This window comes from Streptomyces mirabilis, assembly GCF_039503195.1.
Lineage (GTDB): Bacteria > Actinomycetota > Actinomycetes > Streptomycetales > Streptomycetaceae > Streptomyces > Streptomyces mirabilis_D.
Genome location: NZ_JBCJKP010000001.1, coordinates 10,800,062 through 10,819,985, shown reverse-complemented (window position 1 = coordinate 10,819,985; position 19,924 = coordinate 10,800,062). Strand labels below are relative to the sequence as shown.

Sequence of the window (19,924 nt, the reverse complement as noted above, 5' to 3'; positions counted from 1 at the left end):
TGGGAGGCACCAGAACTCCGCCGTGTTCGATGTTCACGAGAATCGACGGCACGCCGTCCAAGGCATCTGACGACACTGATGACGCTTGCGAGGGTGTTCAGTAAAAGGATCACCGGCGGGCAGGCATCCAGCCGTACCGTGGATGTCAAGAGTTGCGCGGAGTTACCAGACGGGATTCGTAGGCGAGGACCACGAGTTGGGCCCGGTCACGGGCACGGAGCTTGGCCATGGCCCGGTTGATGTGCGTTTTCGCGGTCAGTGGGCTGATCACCATATGGCCCGCGATCTCGTCGTTGGACAGGCCATGCGCGACCAGAACCACGGCCTCGCGTTCGCGGCTGGTCAGCTCCTCCAGCCCCGCGCCGGTGCCGGTGTTGAGCGGCTGGGTGACGAACCTGTTGATCAGCTTGCGGGTGATCGTGGGTGCGAGCAGGGCGTCGCCGCGCGCGGCGACGCGTACGGCGTGTAGGAAGTCCTCCGGCACGATGTCTTTGACGAGGAACCCGGCTGCGCCGGCGCGCAGGGCGTTGAAGACGTATTCATCCAAACCGTAATTGGTCAGGATGACGACGTGCACCCCGGCCAGGGCCGGGTCCGCGGCGATGCGCTGGGTCGCCTCGATCCCGTCGACGACCGGCATCTGGATATCGATGAGAGCGATGTCGGGCAGGTGCTCTTGGGCGAGCGCCAAGCCCTCCTTCCCGTCGGCGGCCTCGGCCACCACCTCGATGTCGTCTTCGAGATCGAGGAGCGCGCGAAATCCGCTGCGGATGAGCGGCTGGTCGTCGACCAACAGGACACGGATCATGACGTTGGGTCCAGGGGGAGTTCGGCCTGGACGGTGAAGCCACCCTCCCTGCGCGGTTCCGCCCGCAGCCGACCGCCGAGGGCGGTGACGCGTTCGCGCATCCCGAGCAGTCCGACGCCAGGCGTCAGTGCGATGACCGGCGTGGCCTTGCCGTCGTCATCGATGCGTACTGCGAGGGCGTCCGGGCGGCAGTCGATCCGGACCGACGCCATGCCTGCGTTCGCGTGACGGGCGATGTTGGTGAGCGACTCCTGAACGATCCGGTAGACGGTCCGGCCCACCGCGGCCGGCACATCGTGCTGCTGTCCCTCGATCGTCAGAGTCGCGTCCAGGCCGGCCCTGCTGGCCCCCTCCACCAGTTTCGGGATGTGGTCGAGCCCGTGGGGCGGGGTCGTGTCGTCGTCGCGCAGTGCCTCAAGGGTCGCTCGCAGTTCGCGGGCCGCCTCACGACCGGCCTCCCGGATCGCCAGCAGTGCCTCCGGTACCTGTTCACCCTGCTTGCGGGCCACGTGGACGGCGACTTCGGCCTGCACCTTGATGACTGAGATCTGGTGGGTGAGCGAATCGTGCAGTTCCCTCGCGATGTGCAGCCGCTCTTCGTCGGCGCGGCGCCGCGCGGTCTCCTCCCGGGTGTGCTCGGCCTCATCCGCCCGCCGTTCGGCCTGCCGCAGTGCTTCCCCCGCCGCACCGGCGGCGATCAGCCAGGCCAGTTCGAGGGCGCTTCGGGCCTGCGCGAACGCCTCGCCAGTGTCGTGCAGGCCCGAGGCCAGAGCCGCGAGAGGGAGAGCGGCCAGCATGGTCACGCTCGCCACCACCGTGATGGTGCGGTGTCCCGCCCGCACGGCGGCGTACACCGCGAACAGATACGCGACGGCAGGCACATTGAAATCGGCTGCCTGGTACCCCACCGCACACAGCCCGGTGACAGCCAGGACGGGCACCGGAGCCCTGCGGCGCGCGGCCAGCGCCAGGCCGCCGGCCACCAGCAACGCGTAGCCGAGCAGGCCGAGGTTGGTGGCGGAGTGCTGCCCGGACAGGCCGGTAACCAGCAGCGCCGCCGCCACACCGACGGCGATTACCCAGTCTCTGACACCGGCCGGAACACCGAAGCGTCCTTTGCTCATGCGCGCACCCTAGCCGGATGCCCCCGCGGGGTCGTCCCGCTCGCGGACGAGCGGCCGACTACCACGCACGCAGTACCCGCCCGGCACCTGCCGCGCCTGCAGCAGCCGGGTGTGCCATCGGCGGCAGCGCGAAGTTCCTGCGCCTGCGGGACGACCGGCGGTGGGTCCAGCGGACATGATCAGGCGACGTCCAGTCGTCGTAGTCGTTGTATGAGAAGGAGCACGTCATGTCCGTCCTTTACCTGCTCGCCACACCGGCGGCCGCGCACGTCCCGGTGCAGCCGGTCGCCGCCAGTGTTTCCGGCCTGACCCCCGAGCGAGCCTGGGCCACCACAGCCGCGCTGCTGGCGCTGGGCGGTGTGGTCCTCGGCGGGATGGCTCTAACCCGCTCCGCTGGTCGAATCGGCAACGGCATCGGGGGAAGGGGGGCCATTGCGGCCCTGGTGGCGGGGCTGATCGCCGTGGTCAACGGCGGGCTGGTGGTGGTCACCGCCGACGGTGGTCTCGGCACCGGCAACGGGATCGCCGGCGGCTACGTGGCCCTGGTGCTGGGGCTGATCGCCGTGGTCCTCGGCGGGTTGGCTCGGACCCGCTCCCGCCGCGCCGGCTGACCGCCGCAGATACGAGCGCGCGTTTCGGGTCTGCCTGAAGACCGATCGGATGCCGCTGAGTACCGGCGCTGTCGAAACTCTCGCGTACCAAGCCAGTGAGCCTTTCCCTCTTCAGCTTGAGCTGGCCAGATGGAGGGTGAGGACGGCTTGGACGAGGCTGGTGATTCGGGTCGTCGCGCAGCGGAGCCTGCGGAGGATCCCCCAGGACTTGAGGGTGGCGATGGCCTGTTCGACCAGGGCCCGGACCTTTGCGTGGGATCGGTTGACGGCCTGTTGACCGGCGGAGAGGCGGTCCCACCGGCCGCGGCAGGGGAGGCGCACCGTGCCGCCTGCACCCTGGTAGCCCTTGTCCGCCCAGCAGGTGATGCCGGCTTCGGCGAGAGCGTCGATGATGCCGTGCTCGCGGGCCGGCCGGACGTCATGAACGGCACCGGCCAGGGCCGGTGAAGCCCACAGCAGCCGCCCTTGGGGTCGGCTATGACCTGCACGTTCATGCCATGCTTCTTGTCTTTGCCCGAGTGGAAGGGACGGTCGGCGGCGATCCGGTCGATCGGCAGGAGCGTCCCGTCCAGGATCGGCTACGCCTTCATCGATGCGGCCCGCATGGCTTCGGCGAGCGTGGGGGCGAGGGCGGCCAGGATCCCGACGGCCTCGGTGACGTAGCGGTAGACGGTGGTGGTGCCGATCCCGAAACCAGCCGCGAGCTGAGCATACGGCTGGCCGTTGGGGAGGTGGGCGAGGGCGAGCAGGGCCTGCCGGCCCGTGCTCAGGCGCCGCCATCGGGTGCCGAGAACACGACGGTGTTCCCTCAGGCGGGCAGTGAGGAAGCGCAGGGCAGAGCTGGACACGTCGACGCCGGATGGGTAGACAAGCATACGAAGCCTCTGATCGAGACGGTTCTCTTGGTCGAAACCCCATCTAGCAGGGGCTTCATCCGTCCGTCAGGCCAACTGCCCATCCGACAGGTGAGGTTGGAGACAGCTCACAGTCCGACAGAAACGTCAGAATGCGCGAACACCAGGCGGAGACGCGCTGATAATCCCGTTCGTCGTCCCGGCACACCCCACGCCTGCCTCTCCCTCTCATGGACTGCCGCCCGACATGGGCGGCGGCGGTCAGCCATGGCCCCGATCAGTTGAGCAGGAAGGTTGCAGACTGGCTGCTCGACGGCACCCGGATGAGCCGGGCGGGCGGACCTTCTGTTGCCCCGTGAGCAGGGCGCTGTAGTAGAAAACCAGACGGCATCGGCTTTCATGGCCGCGAGCAGGGCGATGGCGCCGATGGCCAGCGCCAGGAGCACGAGCATGCCCAGAAGGACACGCATCTTGGAAACCGACGGAGAACTCTCCAACGTTCAGCTGGGCTCTATTGACTAGACAGCGTTCGCTCCCCGTTGGACGGCCGGCGACGGTTGCCCGGTAGGGAGGCACCAAGCTCCCCGGCGTGACACCACGGCTCCGTCAGGAAGCTCATGGGGCGAGTCTCCCAACGCTGCCTTCCGGGGGGACCAGTAGAACTACGTAATCGACTACGTAGGTTCACCCCGCGAGCACGGCATCATCGACGCTCTCGCCGAAGCCGGCATCACCTGCTGGGCGGACAAGGGCTACCAGGGCGCGGGCGGCACGGTCCGCCTCCCCTGCAGCGGCCGGTGAGACCGCCTCTCCGCCGGTCAACAGGCCGTCAACCGATCCCACGCAAAGGTCCGGGCCCTGGTCGAACAGGCCATCGCCACCCTCAAGTCCTGGGAGATCCCCCGCAGGCTCCGCTGCGCGACGACCCGAATCACCAGCCTCAAGCCGTCCTCACCCTCCATCTGGCCAGCTCAAGCTGAAGAGGGAAAAGGCTCACTGACCGACTGTCTCGGCCGCTCGGACGTTCGATGACTGGTGTCGCACCACGGGTAGGTGCGGCTGCGCCGACAGGTGCACAGGGCGACACAGAACCGGTCGGACGCGACAGTGGTGCCGTCCTCCAGCGTGGCGTCCACCGGCCCTTCGACCAGCAGTGGCCCCACGCGCCGGGCCACTATGCGGCAGCGGCGCTTGTCAGAGTCGTACGGCCCGAAGGATCACCAGCTCTTACTTCTCGGCATCGCCTCGATCAGGCCGGAGGCACGCAGCCAACCGGTGCGGGACCGCAGGACGGGGCCGAAGGAAACGTGGTGGTGTTCAACGATTCCGGCGTCCGGGCCCGCCGCCCGCAACCGGCGCAGCGTCTCTTCCGGGCCGCTCAGCGCGGACTGGACCACCAGCAGCACTCCCCCCGGCCTCAGGAGTCCGGGTGCGTCCTGACAGATCCGGTCCAGCACTAGGCGGCCGTCGTGTCCCGCGTCCCAGGCCCGCGCCGCACCCCGCCGAGGGCACGCGGCAGTCGGGGCCGGCACGTACGGCGGGTCGGAGAGGATGAGGTCGAAGGATCTGCCCGAGACGGGAGCCAGCAGGTCGCCGCGTCTGACGCGGATCGCGAGACGCGCCAGCAGCGCGTGGACCTTGGCGTTGAGAACAGCCCGCCAGGAGATGTCGATCGCCGTGACACGGGCGCCGAGCCGGGCCGCCGCCAGCGCGACGGCACCTGTTCCCGTGCCCACGTCGAGGACTTCGGCATGCGGGGGAAGGAGTTCGTCGCGCAGGAATCGGATGAGCAGCTCGGTGTCGTCCTGCGGGGTGGATACACCGGGCAGAGTGACCGTGGTCATGGGGTGTCGTCTCCGGTTCTCGCGGTTGCCGCAGAATCTGTTCGTGGTCGCAACAGCGGCCAGACCGGCATACGCAGCGACGACTCCCCCGCTCGCCACGCGCCGAGGAGGTGTTCGGCGAGGCGGTCTTCGAGATACGTGGTGGCGTCCACGCCGATGGCGACATCGCCGTCGAGGTGCGGCTCCTCGTCGAGCAGACCCGCTACGACCTCCCGTCGGACGACCTGCTCGTGCACGGCGTCTGCCTCGACGTGCTCGTCGTAGAAGTGCTCGGCGGCCGGTCCGGCGCCGGTGCGCCGCCTGGCCCGGGCCAGGCGACGTGAACCCGGGGACGAAGTGATCTCTACGGTGGCGAAATGACCGACCAGAGCGCCTCGCAGGGCGCGGTGCAGGCCGCAGAGGGACATCAGGTTCACGGTGGCGAGGGCCTCGGGGCCGGCCGCGTCGAGGTAGTGGCCGTAGGTGGTGTTCAGTTCGAGGTCGGCCATGAGATCGGCGAACAGACGAGCGTGCACGCGATCCGCGCGGCCCCCGCCGAACTCGTCGAACTCCACGGCCGCCATGCCCACCTTCGCCCGACCCCACAGCCGGGGCAGCACACAGGCGTGCGGATCGGCCTCCTTGAGGTGCTACTGCGAGCGCTGAGCGGCGTACTCACGTATCTGCCACAGCTCTCCCTCGTCCGGCAGGAAGTGACTGACGCCCGAGTCGTCAGCGGGTTCGACGAGCAGTGGTGAGGCGTTCGCCGTATGCCTGATCGTCTCGCGGGTACACGGCCGTTCCGTACCTCTATCCCTGGAGCCGTCCGTGAGCCCACGTCCCCGGAACGTATTCGTCGTCGGTCTCGATGACGCCAACCTGCGGACCCTGCGGGCCGTTCCCCGCGCCGAAGAGCTGCGCTTCCATCCGCTGCTGACCATCCAGGAACTCCAGCACGGCGAGGTGACCGTACCGGACCTGATCGACCGGGCGCGAAGCATGCTGGACGGCTTCGACGAACCGATCGACGCGATCGTCGGCTACTGGGACTTCCCGGTGAGCACGCTCGTCGCACTGCTCGCAAAGGAGTACAGGACACGCGCCACCAGTCTGGAGTCGGTGGTCAAGTGCGAGCACAAGTACTGGAGCCGTCTCGTGCAGCAGGAGGTGGCCACGGAACATCCGCGCTTCGGCCGGGTGGATCTCGACGCGGCCGCCCCACGGCCGCCGGAGGGCGTGGGCTTCCCCATGTGGGTCAAGCCAGCGTTGTCGTACTCCTCCGAACTCGCCTACGGCGTAGGAGATATGGACGAGTTCCGCACGGCCGTGGAGCACATCGGCCAGGGCATCCACCGCGTCGGCCGCCCCTTCGAATACATCCTGGACCAGCTCGACCTGCCACCGGAGATGGCCGGGGTCGGCGGCCAGGTCTGCCTCGCAGAGGAGACGCTCAACGGCGTACAGGCCGCGGTCGAGGGATACGAGCACGACGGCGAGATCACCGTGTACGGCGTTCTCGACTCGATCAACTACCCGGATTCCACCAGCTTCCTGCGCCACCAGTACCCCTCCGCCCTGCCAGAACCGGTACAGCAGCGCCTGCGCGAGGTGTCGAAACGGGTCATGCGGCACATCGGCTGGCGGCAGGCGACGTTCAGCATCGAGTTCTTCTACGACCCGGCCACCGACGGGATCTCGATCCTGGAGATCAACCCCCGTCACTCCCAGGCACACGCGGAGCTCTTCGCCTACGTCGACGGCGTGCCCAACCACCACTGCATGCTCGCGCTCGCCCTGGACGAGGACCCGACCATGCCGTCCGGGCAGGGGCCGTACGCCCTGGCCGCCAAGTGGTACTACCGCTGGTTCGCCGACGGAGTCGTGCGCGAGGTGCCCTCGCCCGAGGAAGTGGCCCGCATCGAGAAGGAGATACCGGGCGTTCGGATCGACATCGTGCCCGACGAGGGACAGCGCCTGTCGGACGTCGACCAGCAGGACAGTTACAGCTACGAGGTGGCGCACATCTTCACCGGCGGCGCCGACGAGCACGAACTGCGCGAAAAGTACGACCGCTGCGTCGCCGCGCTGCGCCTCGCCTTCGACCACCCGACCGACCGTACGACCGACCACACGGCCTGAGGGACGTATGCGATACATCGAGAACCTCCCCCACACCACCAGGCAGGAGGACCACGTCAGGATCCCGATGCCGGACGGCGTCCACCTCTCCGCGCGAATCTGGCGCCCGGTCTCCTCGCACGACTCCCCCGTCCCGGCGATCCTGGAGTACATCCCCTACCGCAAGGGCGATCTGAGTTCGGTCCGCGACTCGATCCACCACCCCTACATCGCCGGGCACGGCTATGCGTGTGTCCGCGTCGACCTGCGCGGTACAGGCGACTCCGAGGGCGTCCTCGCCGACGAGTACCTCGAAGTCGAGCAGAGCGACGCCGAGGCGGTGCTCGACTGGCTGGCCGCACAGTCCTGGTGCGACGGCACGACCGGAATGATGGGCATCTCCTGGGGCGCCTTCGCCGCGCTGCAAGTGGCCGCTCGACAGCCCCCGAGTCTGCGGGCCATCGTCATCTCCTCGTTCACCGACGACCGCTACGCCGACGACATGCACTACATGGGCGGCGCGATGCTGTCCGACAACCTCGCCGAAGCGGGCACCATGTTCGCCTACGCCACATGCCCCCCGGACCCGTCGGCCGTCGGCGAGCGCTGGCGCGAGATGTGGCACGAGCGTCTGGACGCCGCCGAACCGTGGGTGCTGAACTGGCTGCGCCACCAGCGCCGCGACAGTTACTGGCGGCACGCGTCGGTGTGCGAGGACTACACCGCCGTACGCTGCCCCGTCCTCGCCTCCAGCGGCTGGGCGGACGGCTACTCGAACGCGGTGACCCGTCTGCTCGCCCACCTGGACGTGCCGTGCAAGGGGTTGATCGGCCCTTGGTCCCACAAGTATCCGCACCTGGGCGAGCCCGGACCCGCCATCGGCTATCTCCAGGAAGTGGTGCGCTGGTGGGACCACTGGCTGAAGGGGGCGGACAACGGGGCGATGGACGGTCCGATGCTCCGCGCGTGGATGCAGGACAGCGTGCCGCCCTCCACCTCGTACGAGGACCGCCCCGGCCGGTGGGTCGGCGAACCCGCCTGGCCTTCGGAGCACGTGCGCGACACCGCGTACGCCCTGCGCTCCCGCCACCTCACCGCCGAGGACGAAGCCCCCGACGACGGAGGGAGCCAGACGCTGAAATCCCCGCTGTCCGTGGGCCAGTTCGCCGGAAAGTGGGCCTCCTACAACGCCCCGCCGGACCTGCCCTACGACCAGCGCGAGGAGGACGGCGGCTCCCTGGTCTACGAGACCGAGCCCTTGCCGGAACGGCTGGAGATCCTCGGGGCGCCTCGCGTCGAACTGGAGGTAAGCGCGGACCAGCCGGTGGCCATGGTAGCCGCCCGGCTGTCGGACGTGGCCCCGGACGGCAGCGCCACCCGGGTCACCTACGGCGTCCTCAACCTCACCCGCCGGGACAGCACGGACGAACCGGCACCCCTGGAACCGGGTCAACTCCAGCGAGCCACGGTGCACTTGAACGGTGTGGCGCAGGCGTTCCCGCCGGGGCACCGGGTACGGCTCTCACTGTCCACGTCGTACTGGCCGCTGGCCTGGCCACCGCCACGGCCCACGCTCCTGACCGTCCACGAGCAACCGTGCCGCCTCGTCCTGCCGGTCCGCCCTGCCGACGAACCGGATACCTCGGCCCCCTTCGAGGCACCCGAAGGCACGGCCCCGCTCACGACGACCCCGGTGACCCCGCCCGAGCAGCGCTGGGAGGTGAGCCGTGATCTGATCGACTACGGCGCGGCGTTGGACATCGTCAAGGACCGCGGCACGGTCCACTACGACGCGATGGACCTCGACGTCGGCTGCCGCGTCCACGAGCGGTACACCTCGGTCGCAGACGACTTCACCTCACCGGCCGGGGAGGTGACGTGGACCATGAGTTTCCGGCGCAAGGAGTGGGACGTACAGGTCCGTACGAGCACGACGTTGACCTGCGACGCCGAGGAGTTCCACGTCAACGCCACGCTGGACGCCTACGAGGGCGGCCGACGCGTCGCCTCGCGCACCTGGAACGAGTCGGTCCCCAGGGACGCGCTGTAGGCCGTTGCGCGCGCAGGTACGAAGGCGGCCACGTGCGAGGTCGGTGACGTGACCTCAAGTGGCTTGCCGCAATTGCCGGTTGTGACGTTTGTGCGGGCCCTTTCGGTGCACACGAAGAGCTGACACAGCCTTTGTCCCAGGAAGAGGAGACGCATCATGGGAATCATCGCGTGGATCATCATCGGCCTGCTCGCCGGCGCCATCGCCAAGATCCTCATGCCGGGCAAGGACCCCGGCGGCATCATCGTCACCATGCTCATCGGCATCGTCGGCGGTCTGCTCGGCGGCTGGCTCGGCAAGGTGATCCTCGGCGTCGACTCCATCGACGGATTCTTCGACCTCTCCACCTGGATCGCCGCGATCGTGGGCTCCCTCATCCTGCTCCTGCTCTACCGCGTCGTCACCGGCAACCGGCACGCGCACCGGCACGCCTGACCGACTGAGGGCATACGCCCGCGCCAGCCGGACGGCTCCCCCCTGGTTCACAGGACGGGAGCCGTCGGCGTGTACGACGGGCTCCACCGGCCCCGCGCGGCAATGCCGCGTGCGGGCACCCGGGCTCGCGACCACGACTTCGGGTATCCACGGTGAGCACCCTCGACCGCCGACGGCACCGGGCACCGATCAGCTGGGCGGGTAGGGCGCGCCCTGGAGCAGTTTCGCCAGATGGAAGGCGTTCGCGGCAAGCGTCTTGGTGGTGGCGGCGACCGCTTCGGGGGTCTTGTCGAGGTCCTGGTAGTCGGTGCCCTACTGGGCTTCGCCGACCCAGTAGGTGACCGCGCCGGGCGGCAGGGAGAACCCGAGGTCGTTGAGACCCTGGAAGACGTCGGCGCTCACCTTGTGCGCCCCGTCCTCGTTGCCCACGACGGCGGCCAGACCGACCTTCCCGTAGGGCAGTTGGCGTCCCTCGCCGTCGGTCTCGGAGATGTCGGCGTTGAGCCGCTCCAGGACGCGCTGGCAGAGGCTGGAGGGGTGGCCGAGCCAGATTGCGAGGAGGAGGATGTCGGCCTCCATCACCTTCTCCCACAGCTGCGGCCAGTCGTCGCCCTCGCCCATGTCGCGGGCGATGCCCGGGCGGACGTGGTGATCGGCCACCCGGATCGTCTCGCCCTGGGCCCCGAGGTCGGCGAGTTCGGACATCACCTGTCCGGCGAGGTGATGGCCGCTCGAAGGGGCGGGGGAAGGGGTGAGGGGACAAACGAGCGCCACGGCACGAATCATGAGAACTCCCGATCGGGTGTGGAGGCCGGAGGAGCTTCGGCCTCAGACATGGAGGACCCCGGGTACCCGGGATTCCGTATCCGACGCGAGTGAGGGCCGGGCCGTAGGCGTGACGGCTCCAGCTTCGGACGCCGTTTCCTATGGTGAGGCGCCTGTGCGTTTGGGCTGCAGCTGTGGGAGAACGACAGCCGCCGACATCGTCGTGCTGGCCGCCGTCGTCGGCAATGAGGACGAGGCGCGTCGAGGAGGAAGAGAAGGAGTGGTTCCCCCAGGTCCGCTCCGCCCTCGGCCGCAACCGGCTGGGCGAACTGGGCGAGCAGCTCAGCGCCGCCAAGCTCGACGCTCCCCAGGTTCCTCTCCGGGTTCCCAGCGCGCACGAATGACCTGCTCGGCACCTCGAGACGGACCGGAACCCACCTCCCGCCCCATCCGCCCGCTTGTACCGGCGTCACGAGGCGCTGGGCGTCAGCCGCCTGGAATCCGGCCCGAGCACCGCACAGTGCCCGCCCCTCCCTCTGCTTGGAGATTCAGCATGTCCCGTTCCACCGCATCCGACCCGCTCGCCGACCTGGCCGCCGCCGGGGTGTCGATCTGGCTCGACGACCTGTCCCGCGAGCTGCTGGCCGGCGGCGAGCTGGAGAAACTGATCGCCGACCGGTATGTCGTCGGGGTCACCACGAACCCCACGATCTTCGCCTCCGCGCTGTCCCGTGGAGACCGCTACACCGAGCAGCTCCGCAGGCTGGCCGCCGAAGGTGCGAGCGTCGAGGACGCCGTCTTCGCCATCACCACCGACGACGTACGAGCCGCCTGCCGCGTCTTCGCACCCATACACGAGAGGACCGACGGCCTGGACGGGCGGGTGTCGATCGAGGTCGACCCCCGGCTGGCCAAGGATTCCGACGCCACCGTCAAGCAGGCGGTGAAACTGTGGGACGCCGTGCAGGAGCCGAATCTGTTCGTCAAGATCCCGGCCACTCGCGAGGGACTCACGGCCATCACCGAGGTCGTGGCGCACGGGATCAGCGTCAATGTCACGTTGATCTTCTCTCTGGACCGCTACCGCGCGGTGATGGACGCCCATGCGGCCGGCCTGGAGCGGGCCCGTCAGGCCGGCCACGCTCTCACCGGCATCCACTCGGTCGCCTCGTTCTTCGTCTCCCGCGTGGACACCGAGGTGGACCGCCGCCTCGACGCCATCGGCACACCCGAGGCCCTCGCACTCAAGGGCAGGACAGCGGTCGCCAACGCCCGCCTGGCGTACGAGGCTTACGAGTCAGCGGCCACGGAGCCGCTCCGGCAGCGCCTGGCCGAGGCCGGGGCCCGACCGCAGCGCCCGCTGTGGGCGTCTACCGGCGTCAAGGACCCGGCCTACCCCGACACGATGTACGTCAGCGAGCTGGCCATCCCCGGTACCGTGAACACTATGCCCGGCAGTGCCCTGGCCGCGTACGCCGACCATGGCACACTCCCCCACGACGCGCCGGCGGCCGACAAACGCGCGGCGGCACTGGATCAGTTCGCGGCGCTGGAGCGCGTCGGAGTGGACTTCGCCGACGTCACCGACGCCCTGGAACGCGAGGGTTTGGCCAAGTTCGACAAGAGCTGGGCCGAACTGAGCGCCAGCGTCAGCCACGAGTTGGGTACCGTCGACGCCGCGCACGAGGGCACCGGAGCGGGCTCGCCGCCCGTCTCCCCCTAGCAGCCGAACAGGCCCTGAGCAGCGGCAGCTTGCCGTCGGTTCACCTTGACGACCGGCTGACGGTCACGGGCCACCGGCTGACGGTCACGGCCGACGAGGACTGGCCGTCCCCTTCCTCAGGACCCTGGACGATTCCGTACGCACCACCCGCTGACCCGGTACCTCCGGAGGACCGGGTCACTCCGGTTGGGCGAAGACGCTGGAGTCCAGACGTCCGAGGAGGTCGGCGGGTCCTGGTAGACGGCGTGGGCCCCGGCACTCTCCAGGTCCGCGCGCGGGATCCCACCCGACAGCACCGCCACCGGCACCACTGCGTCCCGGACGGCAGCCTTCATGTCCCAGACCGTGTCGCCGACGAACACGGCCCGTTCGCTCGGAACGTCCGCGAGTTCCCTGGCCTGTTGGACGGGGTCGGGGGCGGGCTTGCCGTCGGCGACGTCGTCGGCGACGTCGTCGGCGAGGATGACGTCGTCCGCGTCGATCGCACGGCTCAGCGCGGAGAGTTCCGCGCCGCTCGCCGACGTCGCCAGGACGATCGTCCAGCCTCGCCCGGCCAGTGCGCGCAGCGGTCGCCCGCCGCGTCGAGCGTCGGCAGCCGGTCGAAGTAGGTGGAGTAGAGGGCGTGATGGGCCGCGACGAACTGCTCGTCGTCGGGGTCGCGGTCCTTGCCGAGCAGGTGCTCGATCAGGTCGTCGCTGCCGAGGCCCACAACCCGGCGGATCTCCCGCATGGGGACGCGGTGATCGCCTTGTCTGAACGCCTCCCACCAGGTGACGACGTGCGAGTGGTTGGTGTCGACGAGTGTTCCGATGTCACGTAGGTCATGACGGGGAAGCGGTCCGTGGCCTGCGCGGCGGCGCCGAGCACACTCCATGCGTAGGAGGCGTGGCCCTGGGAATCCAGCCAGGGGAAGTAGTGGTCGGATGTGACCGAGCAGTCGAAGCCGGCCCGCTCGGCGCCGACCACGTGGCCCACCAGCTCCCGTGGACCGGCCTGCTCGGTCATCATCGTGTACCCGATCTGCACCATGTCTCTCGTCTCCTCGTGGGTCGGTCGCGTACGTACGGTCACCCGTCCTGTCACCGGAATCTCAGCAACCCTCGGGAGGGTCTCCCAGGAGGCGAGGAGCGCGGCGTCATGTGCGCTCCTTCTTGGGAAACACGTACTCGTCGAGGACCAGGCCGGCGGCGACGGCCGCCGGGATGGCGACGAGGGCGCCGATGATGCCAAGGAGCGCTCCGCCGACCAGCACCGCAAGCACGGTGACCAACGGGTGGACATCGACGGCGAACTTCATCGTCCTCGGCACGATGAGGTAGTCCTCGGCGACCCGGAAGACGACGTAGAAGACCGCGGTCGCGATCGCGATCGGCAGGGACACGGACAGTGCGACGAGGCTGACGACGATTCCGGCGACAGTGGAGCCGACGATCGGGATCAGGTCCATCAGGGCGGTGAAGACGCCCAGCGCGGCGGCGTACGGGACACCGGTGGACGCGCACCAGCCGACGGTCGCCACGCCGGCGATCCCCGAGGTGACGAGGTTCCCGAGCATGAACTTCCCTATCCGGTTCATGATCTCTTCGGCCACGCCCTCGACCCGCTCACGGCGACTGGCCGCCACGAAGCGGTAGCAGAACTGTTTGATGGTCGGCAGGGCCGCCATGCAGTACAGGGTCACCGTGATCACGATCGCCGTGGACGTGACCGTACTCAGGACCATCCGCCCGGCGCCCAGTACGCCCCCTCGCTCTCCTAGATGGCCTCATGGCCTCGAATGGGCGCGGATGTTCCGGCTACCCCTGGGACTCCGGTCGTACCGCGTCCGTGCCCCGCGCGTCGTGAGCCGACCGGGACACGAAACTGGGGAACGCTTGGCCGACATCCGATCTCTTGTGGCGGGAGCCGAACACCGTGACCGATCTCGATCCCTTCACCGATCTGCTCGACTACCCGATGTACGTCGTCACCGCCGAGGCCGACGGGGAGAGAGCCGGCTGCCTGGTCGGATTCGCCTCGCAGTGCTCGATCCAGCCCGCACGCTTCATGGTCTGGCTGTCCAAAACCAACCGGACATACCGGGTCGCCGAGCGCGCCGAACGCCTCACGGTGCATCTCCTGCGCCGCGACCAGGACCGGCTGGCCCGGCTCTTCGGCGGCGAGACCGGCGACCGTACCGACAAGTTCGCCGACGTCCCCTGGCACCGGGGACCGGGCGGATCACTGATCCTCGACGAGGCACCCGCCTGGTTCGTCGGCCGGGTGGAGAACCGGGTCGACGGCGGCGACCACGTCGGTTTCCTGCTCGCTTCGGAGGTGGCGGAGAACATCGCGGGCGACCGCCCCCCACTGCTGGCGCTGGGAGACACCCACGACATCACCCCGGGACACCCGGCGGACTGAGCGGCTAACGCACGCGCCTGCGTCGTATCACCGCTCCCAGACCCACCGCTGCCGCCGCTCCCGTCGCGGCGGCCAGGACGAGCCCGGGGTGTCGCGCGAGCGCTGCCTCGGCCGAGTGGGGATGGGACGTCTCGTCGAAGAGCCGTGTGCGCCGTAGTCGTGGTCCGGGGCCTCGTCCGCCGGCTGCCAGAGGTTGGTCGGGCGGGTACCGGGTTCGCTGTCGTCGGTCTGCTGCGACGCGTAGCCCGTCCGCGCGAAGTAGCCGTCCAGCAGGGCGGGTGCCAGTTTGTTGGCGAGGATCGTGGCGGCGGTGGCCGCCCCCACGTAGTACTGCTCGCGGTGCGGATGGTTCGCCGCGTTCACTACGGCCCTCGCGGCCACCTCCGGCTGGTAGATGGGCGGGACGGGCTGAGGGCTTTTCGGCAGCCGGGACAACACCCAGGAGAACTGCGGGGTGTTGACGGCCGGCATCTGCACCACGGTGACGTGCACGTGGCTGTGCTGGTGTATGAGCTCGGTGCGTACGCTCGACGTGAAGCCGTTGACGGCGTGCTTGGCGCCGCAGTACGCGGACTGAAGCGGGATGGAGCGGTCACCGAGAGCCGAGCCGACCTGCACGATCACGCCGGCGTCCCGGGGGATCATGCGCTGGAGCGCGGCCCGGGTTCCGTGCAAGAAGCCGAGGTAGCTCACCTCGGTGACCCGCTTGTACTCGGCGGGTTCGATCTCCATGAACGGTGCGAACACCGACGTGAAGGCGTTGTTGACCCAGACGTCGATCGGTCCGAAGGCCTCCTCGGCGGCCACCGCCGCGGCCTCGACCTGTGTGGGGTCGGCCATGTCGGTGGGCACGACGAGGGCACGGCCCCCCCGTTCCTCGACATCGTCGGCCGTGGCGTCGAGACCCGCCTTGCCTCGCGCGAGGAGAACGACGTTCGCACCCCGCCCGGCGAAGAGTCGTGCGGTAGCCCGGCCGATGCCGGCGCTGGCCCCGGTGATGACGACGGTCTGCTGGTTCATGCTCGTCCTGTTCGTCTCGGAAGTCACATGGGAATGCCCGGAGTTCGGGCTCGGGTGGCCGCGGAGGGCGGCACGGGTGCGCGGGTCGTCGGCCGGGAGCAGTCCGCGTAACGGCAGCAGCAGCAACGCCTCGCCGAACACGTCGAGTTGGAACTGGCCACTGACGTGGTTCCCGATCCGGTCGAATCGGCCGGGATAGCCCGGCAGTTCGAGAGTGCGTTGGTCGGGAACAGGCCCGCCGTCAACCGTGCACGCCGGTTTCAGTTTCGGGCCGTCCTCGTGCAGTCGGGTGCCGGCGAATCGAACTGCATCGTCCAGCAAGGGGTGTTGGCCAGCTGCCGCCACGGCCTGGCCCGCGAAGCACTGGTCGCGGATCCACGCGTAGCGGTAGTCGTAGTTGCGCCCTTCCTCGGAACGTTCCGGGAGGCTTGTCGTGGCCGCGGCGACCATGCCTCCGTCGGCGCTGGTCATGCCGCGCAGCACGGCGTACGCCTGCCGTGCGTCGCGAGCGGCGACCGTGTTGTCCAGCGCGGGTACGGCGTCCGACCAGGCGCGTTCGGTGCGGGACCACGACGTGGACGGGACCGGGAGGGGGCGTCCCACAGCGGGAACTCACTGAGTTCGAGCGCCAGGTCGTGCCACTGTCCGGCGCCGAGGCCGGGTCCAGGGTCAACTGCCCACCCTTAGAGCTGACTTCAGAGAGCGAGGCATCCCCTCCACCGCTCCGGCGCAGGTGCAGGTCGCCCGCCCGTGCGGTCCACACGCCGTCGTCATCGCGTCGTGCGTCACGCAGGGACTGGGTGCCGTAGTCGGCGACGGGATGCAGCACCACCCGGACCTGGGCCGGTCCCTCCGTCGCCCGTACGCGCCGCAGCAGGATTAGTCGGCCCGGCTCTCCCGGAAACCCCAGCGCTTTTCGGGACTCCACGATCCCGTCCCCGGTGACCCAGCGGCTGCGCCAGATCAGGGATCCCTCTTCGTAGTGTCCGCCGGGCACGAAGCGGCCCGTCGGCGTGACGGCGTAGAGGCCGGTTCCGCCGATGAGGGTGGAGAAGACCGCGCCGCTGTGCCAGCGAGGTGCGCACAGCCAGGTGATCTCCCCGCGCGGGCCGACCAGCGCCCCGCGCTCACCGTCGGCGAGGAAAGCGCAGTCGTGCAGCGCCTGTGGCGGATACGTGCCGTGCTCGGCTGTTTCCGGCGTGCTCATCGTGCTCCGTTCCTATCCGGTCCGGTACTTCTCCGCCTGTTCGGCGCGGATGGTCAGGCCGTGGCCGGGTGCGCCGTCGGCGCCCGGGCGGATGCTGCCGCCGTGCGGGTCGAGGGTCCCGTCGAAGAAGCCATCCTCGATGCGCGTGTGGTCGTGGAACCACTCCAGATGGCGCAGGTTCGGGATCGCGGCCGCGGCGTGTGCGTGGACGTGCGGGGCGCAGTGGCCGGAGAGTTCCAGTCCCGCCGCTTCCGCGAGGGCCGCCGCGCGCAGCCAGACGGTGATTCCGCCGCAGCGGGTGGCGTCGGCCTGGAGGCAGTCCACGGCTGCCGCACCGAGCATGTGGCCGAAGTAGGCGAGGGTGTAGCCGTACTTCCCAGCGGTCACCTCGGCCGCAACGGCTGCCCGGATGTGCGCCAGTCCGGCCAGGTCGTCCGAGGAGACGGGCTCTTCGAACCAGGTCACACCGTGCTCGTCGAGGTGGCGGGCCATCCGGATCGCCTGTTTGCGGGAGTAGGCGCCATTGGCGTCGACGTAGAGCTCCCGCGCGTCGCCGATGCTCCGGCGGGCCTGGACGATCCGCTCGCGGTCCCGCCCCTCGGCCCGGCCCAAGGACTCCCCGATCTTGATCTTCACTCGCGGGATGTCCAACTCCTCGGTTCACTGGTGTAGTTGACGGTCCATCTGGTGCTGGTCGTACGTCGTGAAGCCGCCACTGCCGTACACGGGTACGTTGGTGCGGCTCGCGCCGAGCAGCCGGGTCAGAGGCAGGTCGAGGAGGCGGGCCTTCAGGTCCCATAGTGCGATGTCTACGGCCGAGACGGCCCCGGCGAGGAGACCGGGCCGGCCGGCGTTGCGGACTGTCTGGTTCATCGCCTCGTTGGCGGCGGGCACGTTCCAGGCGCTCAAGCCCGTTACGACGTCGGCGAGTTGGTGCTCGACGACATGGGCGGTGGCCGCCGCACCGTATGTGTAGCCCAGTCCTGTGGCGCCGCCCCCGTGGACCTGGACCACGACCACGGTGGTCGAGTCCCAGGTCAGCGTGCCGTCGCCCTCCGGCGCGTCGGTGGGGACGGTGTACACGGCGGTCTCGACCCGCTCCACGAGCGGTTCGTGGCACCGCCGGTGCGCAGCGGCTCGCCCTCCCCGCCCGCGCCGGTGCTCAAGGCCATCACTCCCCCGGCTTGTCCTGGCGCTGTCTGCCGCCGGGAAGCATGTCCTGGACCTTTGCCTTCAGGCCCTGGCGGATCATGCCGGCGCGATCGCTGTCGCCCTTGATTACGGCGGAGGCGGCGGCCTCGATCTGGTCGAGGGTCGCGTGCGGCGGGATCGGCGGTACGGCGGGGTCGGTGCGGAAGTCGATGACGAACGGCCGGTCGGCGGCGAGCGCCCGCTGCCACGCGTCCTCCACGTCACCCGGCTTCTCGACCCGTACCCCGTCGAGGCCGATCGAGCGGGCGAAGTCGGCGTACGGCACGTCCGGGAGGGCCTGGGAGGGCAGGAACTGCGGGGCGCCGGCCATGGCCCGCATCTCCCACGTCACCTGGTTGAGGTCCTGGTTGTTGAGGACGGCGACGATCAGCCGCGGGTCCTCCCACTCGGGCCAGTACTTGGCGGCGGTGATGAGTTCGGCCATGCCGTTCATCTGCATCGCCCCGTCCCCGACGATCGCCAGCGCCGGACGGTCGGGGTGGGCGAACTTGGCGCCGATGACGTACGGCACGCCGGGCCCCATGGTGGCGAGGGTCCCGGACAGGGAGCCGCGTATGTTTCCGCGCATCCGCAGGTGCCGTGCGTACCAGTTGGCGGCCGAGCCGGAGTCCGCGGCCAGGATGATGTCGTCGGGCAGGAGCGCGTCGAGGGTGTGCACGACGTATTCGGGGTTGATCGGGTCCGCGTCCACGGCCGCCCGCCGCCGCATGACGTCCCACCAACGGGCGGTGGCCATCTCGGTCTTCTTGCGCCACGAGCCGTGCTGCTTGCGCTTCAGCTGCGGCAGCAGGGCCCGCAGGGTCTCCTTCGCGTCCCCCACGAGGTTGACCTCGAAGGGATAACGCAGCCCGATCATGAACGGGTCGATGTCGATCTGCACGGCCCTGCTCTGCCCGAACTCCGGCAGGAACTGGGTGTACGGGAAGCTGGAGCCGATCACGAGGAGGGTGTCGCAGTCCCGCATCATCTCGTAGGAGGCACGGGTGCCGAGCAGACCGATCGATCCGGTGACGTACGGCAGATCGTCGGGCAGGGCGTCCTTGCCGAGCAGCGCCTTGGCCACCCCGGCGCTCAGCACCTCGGCGATCTCCTCCACCTCGGCCCGGGCGCCGCGCGCGCCCTGCCCGATCAGGATCGCGACCTTCTCGCCCTCGTCCAACACCTCGACGGCGCGCGCGAGTTCAGCTGCGGGCGGGACCGGCGCGGAGTGGGTCAGGCCGAGGCTGGACGGCACCATCTTGAAGGCGTGGGTGGGCTCCGAGTAGGTCAACTCCTGTACGTCGGCAGGGATGATGACCGCCGTCACGGTGCGCCTGGCGTACGCGGTACGCATGGCCCGGTCGATGACGTTGGGCAGTTGCTCGGGGACGGTGACCATCTCGCAGTACTCGGAGGCGACGTCTTTGTAGAGGCTCAGCAGGTCGACCTCCTGCTGGTAACTACCGCCCATGGCACTGCGGTTGGTCTGCCCGACGATGGCGACGACCGGGACGTGGTCGAGTTTCGCGTCGTAGAGCCCGTTGAGGAGGTGGATCGCTCCGGGGCCCGACGTCGCCGCGCAGACACCGACCTTGCCGGAGAACTTGGCGTAGCCGACGGCCTCGAACGCGGACATCTCCTCGTGCCGTGACTGGACGAACTTCGGCTTGTTGTCGGAGCGGCCCCAGGCGGCGAGGAGGCCGTTGATGCCGTCGCCCGCGTAGGCGAAGACATGGTCGACATCCCATTCACGGAGCCGCTGGAGAACGTAGTCGGACACCTTTATAGACAC

Annotated in this window: 13 protein-coding genes and 10 pseudogenes; 8 read left to right on the top strand and 15 right to left on the bottom strand. The window is 69.3% G+C overall.

All coding sequences use genetic code 11. The features are described from left to right. Nucleotides 1–145 precede the first annotated feature (145 nt). On the bottom strand, nucleotides 146–808 hold the full coding sequence (locus tag AAFF41_RS49550; protein ID WP_343326159.1) for a response regulator: 663 nt from the start codon (nucleotides 806–808) through the stop codon (nucleotides 146–148). Continuing rightward, nucleotides 805–1,932, bottom strand: coding sequence for a sensor histidine kinase (locus AAFF41_RS49545; RefSeq protein WP_319753321.1), 1,128 nt, complete (start codon nucleotides 1,930–1,932; stop codon nucleotides 805–807). The genes AAFF41_RS49550 and AAFF41_RS49545 overlap by 4 nt, the downstream gene beginning before the upstream one ends. A 227-nt stretch (nucleotides 1,933–2,159) precedes the next feature. Here AAFF41_RS49545 and AAFF41_RS49540 point away from each other — a divergent pair, with 227 nt between their 5' ends. Further along, nucleotides 2,160–2,543, top strand: a complete 384-nt coding sequence (locus tag AAFF41_RS49540; RefSeq protein WP_319753320.1) for a DUF6223 family protein — start codon at nucleotides 2,160–2,162, stop codon at nucleotides 2,541–2,543. A 111-nt stretch (nucleotides 2,544–2,654) separates the two neighbouring features. On the opposite strand, the pseudogene AAFF41_RS49535 reads toward AAFF41_RS49540, so the two are convergent. Then, nucleotides 2,655–3,418, bottom strand: a pseudogene (locus AAFF41_RS49535) (transposase family protein). A gap of 657 nt (nucleotides 3,419–4,075) precedes the next feature. Between AAFF41_RS49535 and AAFF41_RS49530 the strand changes: the two are divergent. Beyond that, nucleotides 4,076–4,377 (top strand): annotated as a pseudogene (locus AAFF41_RS49530) (transposase family protein); the annotation flags it as partial. Here AAFF41_RS49530 and AAFF41_RS49525 read toward each other — a convergent pair. The 3 genes and pseudogenes from AAFF41_RS49525 to AAFF41_RS49515 all read right to left on the bottom strand — a co-directional run. After that, nucleotides 4,369–4,575: a CDGSH iron-sulfur domain-containing protein gene (locus AAFF41_RS49525; RefSeq protein ID WP_319753338.1), complete on the bottom strand. Its 207-nt coding sequence runs from the start codon at nucleotides 4,573–4,575 to the stop codon at nucleotides 4,369–4,371. The pseudogene AAFF41_RS49530 and the gene AAFF41_RS49525 overlap by 9 nt on opposite strands. Nucleotides 4,576–4,614: 39 nt before the next feature. Continuing rightward, nucleotides 4,615–5,241: a HemK2/MTQ2 family protein methyltransferase gene (locus tag AAFF41_RS49520; RefSeq protein ID WP_319753319.1), complete on the bottom strand. Its 627-nt coding sequence runs from the start codon at nucleotides 5,239–5,241 to the stop codon at nucleotides 4,615–4,617. Continuing rightward, nucleotides 5,238–5,972, bottom strand: a pseudogene (locus AAFF41_RS49515) (iron-containing redox enzyme family protein); the annotation flags it as partial. The gene AAFF41_RS49520 and the pseudogene AAFF41_RS49515, both read right to left, overlap by 4 nt. A 76-nt stretch (nucleotides 5,973–6,048) precedes the next feature. On the opposite strand from AAFF41_RS49515, the gene AAFF41_RS49510 reads away from it, so the two are divergent. From AAFF41_RS49510 to AAFF41_RS49500, 3 genes are all read left to right on the top strand, one after another. Then, on the top strand, nucleotides 6,049–7,359 hold the full coding sequence (locus AAFF41_RS49510) for an ATP-grasp domain-containing protein (RefSeq protein WP_319753317.1): 1,311 nt from the start codon (nucleotides 6,049–6,051) through the stop codon (nucleotides 7,357–7,359). 7 nt (nucleotides 7,360–7,366) lie between these two features. After that, nucleotides 7,367–9,388, top strand: a complete 2,022-nt coding sequence (locus tag AAFF41_RS49505) for a CocE/NonD family hydrolase (protein ID WP_343326158.1) — start codon at nucleotides 7,367–7,369, stop codon at nucleotides 9,386–9,388. Between the two features lie 156 nt (nucleotides 9,389–9,544). Next, complete coding sequence (locus tag AAFF41_RS49500) at nucleotides 9,545–9,823, top strand: GlsB/YeaQ/YmgE family stress response membrane protein (RefSeq protein ID WP_319753315.1); 279 nt, start codon at nucleotides 9,545–9,547, stop codon at nucleotides 9,821–9,823. A gap of 189 nt (nucleotides 9,824–10,012) precedes the next feature. On the opposite strand, the pseudogene AAFF41_RS49495 reads toward AAFF41_RS49500, so the two are convergent. After that, nucleotides 10,013–10,609 (bottom strand): annotated as a pseudogene (locus AAFF41_RS49495) (flavodoxin family protein). Nucleotides 10,610–10,833: 224 nt separating this feature from the next. On the opposite strand from AAFF41_RS49495, the gene AAFF41_RS49490 reads away from it, so the two are divergent. Next, nucleotides 10,834–10,992: a hypothetical protein gene (locus tag AAFF41_RS49490; RefSeq protein WP_319753314.1), complete on the top strand. Its 159-nt coding sequence runs from the start codon at nucleotides 10,834–10,836 to the stop codon at nucleotides 10,990–10,992. Between the two features lie 149 nt (nucleotides 10,993–11,141). Next, nucleotides 11,142–12,311: a transaldolase gene (gene tal, locus AAFF41_RS49485; RefSeq protein WP_343326157.1), complete on the top strand. Its 1,170-nt coding sequence runs from the start codon at nucleotides 11,142–11,144 to the stop codon at nucleotides 12,309–12,311. Nucleotides 12,312–12,488: 177 nt separating this feature from the next. Here the strand turns inward: tal and AAFF41_RS49480 are convergent. The 3 genes and pseudogenes from AAFF41_RS49480 to AAFF41_RS49470 all read right to left on the bottom strand — a co-directional run bounded on the left by AAFF41_RS49480 (nucleotide 12,489) and on the right by AAFF41_RS49470 (nucleotide 14,049). Next, nucleotides 12,489–13,185, bottom strand: a pseudogene (locus AAFF41_RS49480) (HAD family hydrolase). After that, nucleotides 13,122–13,340 (bottom strand): annotated as a pseudogene (locus tag AAFF41_RS49475) (LLM class flavin-dependent oxidoreductase); the annotation flags it as partial. The pseudogenes AAFF41_RS49480 and AAFF41_RS49475, both read right to left, overlap by 64 nt. Before the next feature lie 106 nt (nucleotides 13,341–13,446). Continuing rightward, entirely contained in the window at nucleotides 13,447–14,049 is a 603-nt protein-coding gene (locus AAFF41_RS49470) for an AI-2E family transporter (RefSeq protein ID WP_343326484.1), read from the bottom strand. A gap of 176 nt (nucleotides 14,050–14,225) precedes the next feature. On the opposite strand from AAFF41_RS49470, the gene AAFF41_RS49465 reads away from it, so the two are divergent. Further along, nucleotides 14,226–14,714, top strand: coding sequence for a flavin reductase family protein (locus AAFF41_RS49465; RefSeq protein ID WP_319753312.1), 489 nt, complete (start codon nucleotides 14,226–14,228; stop codon nucleotides 14,712–14,714). A 4-nt stretch (nucleotides 14,715–14,718) separates the two neighbouring features. On the opposite strand, the pseudogene AAFF41_RS49460 reads toward AAFF41_RS49465, so the two are convergent. The 5 genes and pseudogenes from AAFF41_RS49460 to AAFF41_RS49440 all read right to left on the bottom strand — a co-directional run bounded on the left by AAFF41_RS49460 (nucleotide 14,719) and on the right by AAFF41_RS49440 (nucleotide 19,924). After that, nucleotides 14,719–15,734 (bottom strand): annotated as a pseudogene (locus AAFF41_RS49460) (SDR family oxidoreductase). Nucleotides 15,735–15,908: 174 nt separating this feature from the next. Further along, a pseudogene (locus tag AAFF41_RS49455) lies at nucleotides 15,909–16,184 on the bottom strand (glycoside hydrolase family 15 protein); the annotation flags it as partial. Nucleotides 16,185–16,563: 379 nt separating this feature from the next. Continuing rightward, nucleotides 16,564–16,941 (bottom strand): annotated as a pseudogene (locus tag AAFF41_RS49450) (trehalase-like domain-containing protein); the annotation flags it as partial. A gap of 12 nt (nucleotides 16,942–16,953) precedes the next feature. Continuing rightward, nucleotides 16,954–18,045: pseudogene (locus tag AAFF41_RS49445) on the bottom strand (enolase C-terminal domain-like protein). Nucleotides 18,046–18,112: 67 nt separating this feature from the next. Continuing rightward, on the bottom strand, nucleotides 18,113–19,924 hold the full coding sequence (locus tag AAFF41_RS49440) for a thiamine pyrophosphate-requiring protein (protein WP_351522260.1): 1,812 nt from the start codon (nucleotides 19,922–19,924) through the stop codon (nucleotides 18,113–18,115).

What these genes read in the sequence shown, in the direction of transcription:
- AAFF41_RS49550 (WP_343326159.1), bottom strand. Translation starts at nt 808, where the DNA reads ATGATCCGTGTCCTGTTGGTCGACGACCAGCCGCTCATCCGCAGCGGA.
- AAFF41_RS49545 (WP_319753321.1), bottom strand. Translation starts at nt 1,932, where the DNA reads ATGAGCAAAGGACGCTTCGGTGTTCCGGCCGGTGTCAGAGACTGGGTA.
- AAFF41_RS49540 (WP_319753320.1), top strand. Translation starts at nt 2,160, where the DNA reads ATGTCCGTCCTTTACCTGCTCGCCACACCGGCGGCCGCGCACGTCCCG.
- AAFF41_RS49520 (WP_319753319.1), bottom strand. Translation starts at nt 5,241, where the DNA reads ATGACCACGGTCACTCTGCCCGGTGTATCCACCCCGCAGGACGACACC.
- AAFF41_RS49505 (WP_343326158.1), top strand. Translation starts at nt 7,367, where the DNA reads ATGCGATACATCGAGAACCTCCCCCACACCACCAGGCAGGAGGACCAC.
- AAFF41_RS49500 (WP_319753315.1), top strand. Translation starts at nt 9,545, where the DNA reads ATGGGAATCATCGCGTGGATCATCATCGGCCTGCTCGCCGGCGCCATC.
- AAFF41_RS49490 (WP_319753314.1), top strand. Translation starts at nt 10,834, where the DNA reads ATGAGGACGAGGCGCGTCGAGGAGGAAGAGAAGGAGTGGTTCCCCCAG.
- tal (WP_343326157.1), top strand. Translation starts at nt 11,142, where the DNA reads ATGTCCCGTTCCACCGCATCCGACCCGCTCGCCGACCTGGCCGCCGCC.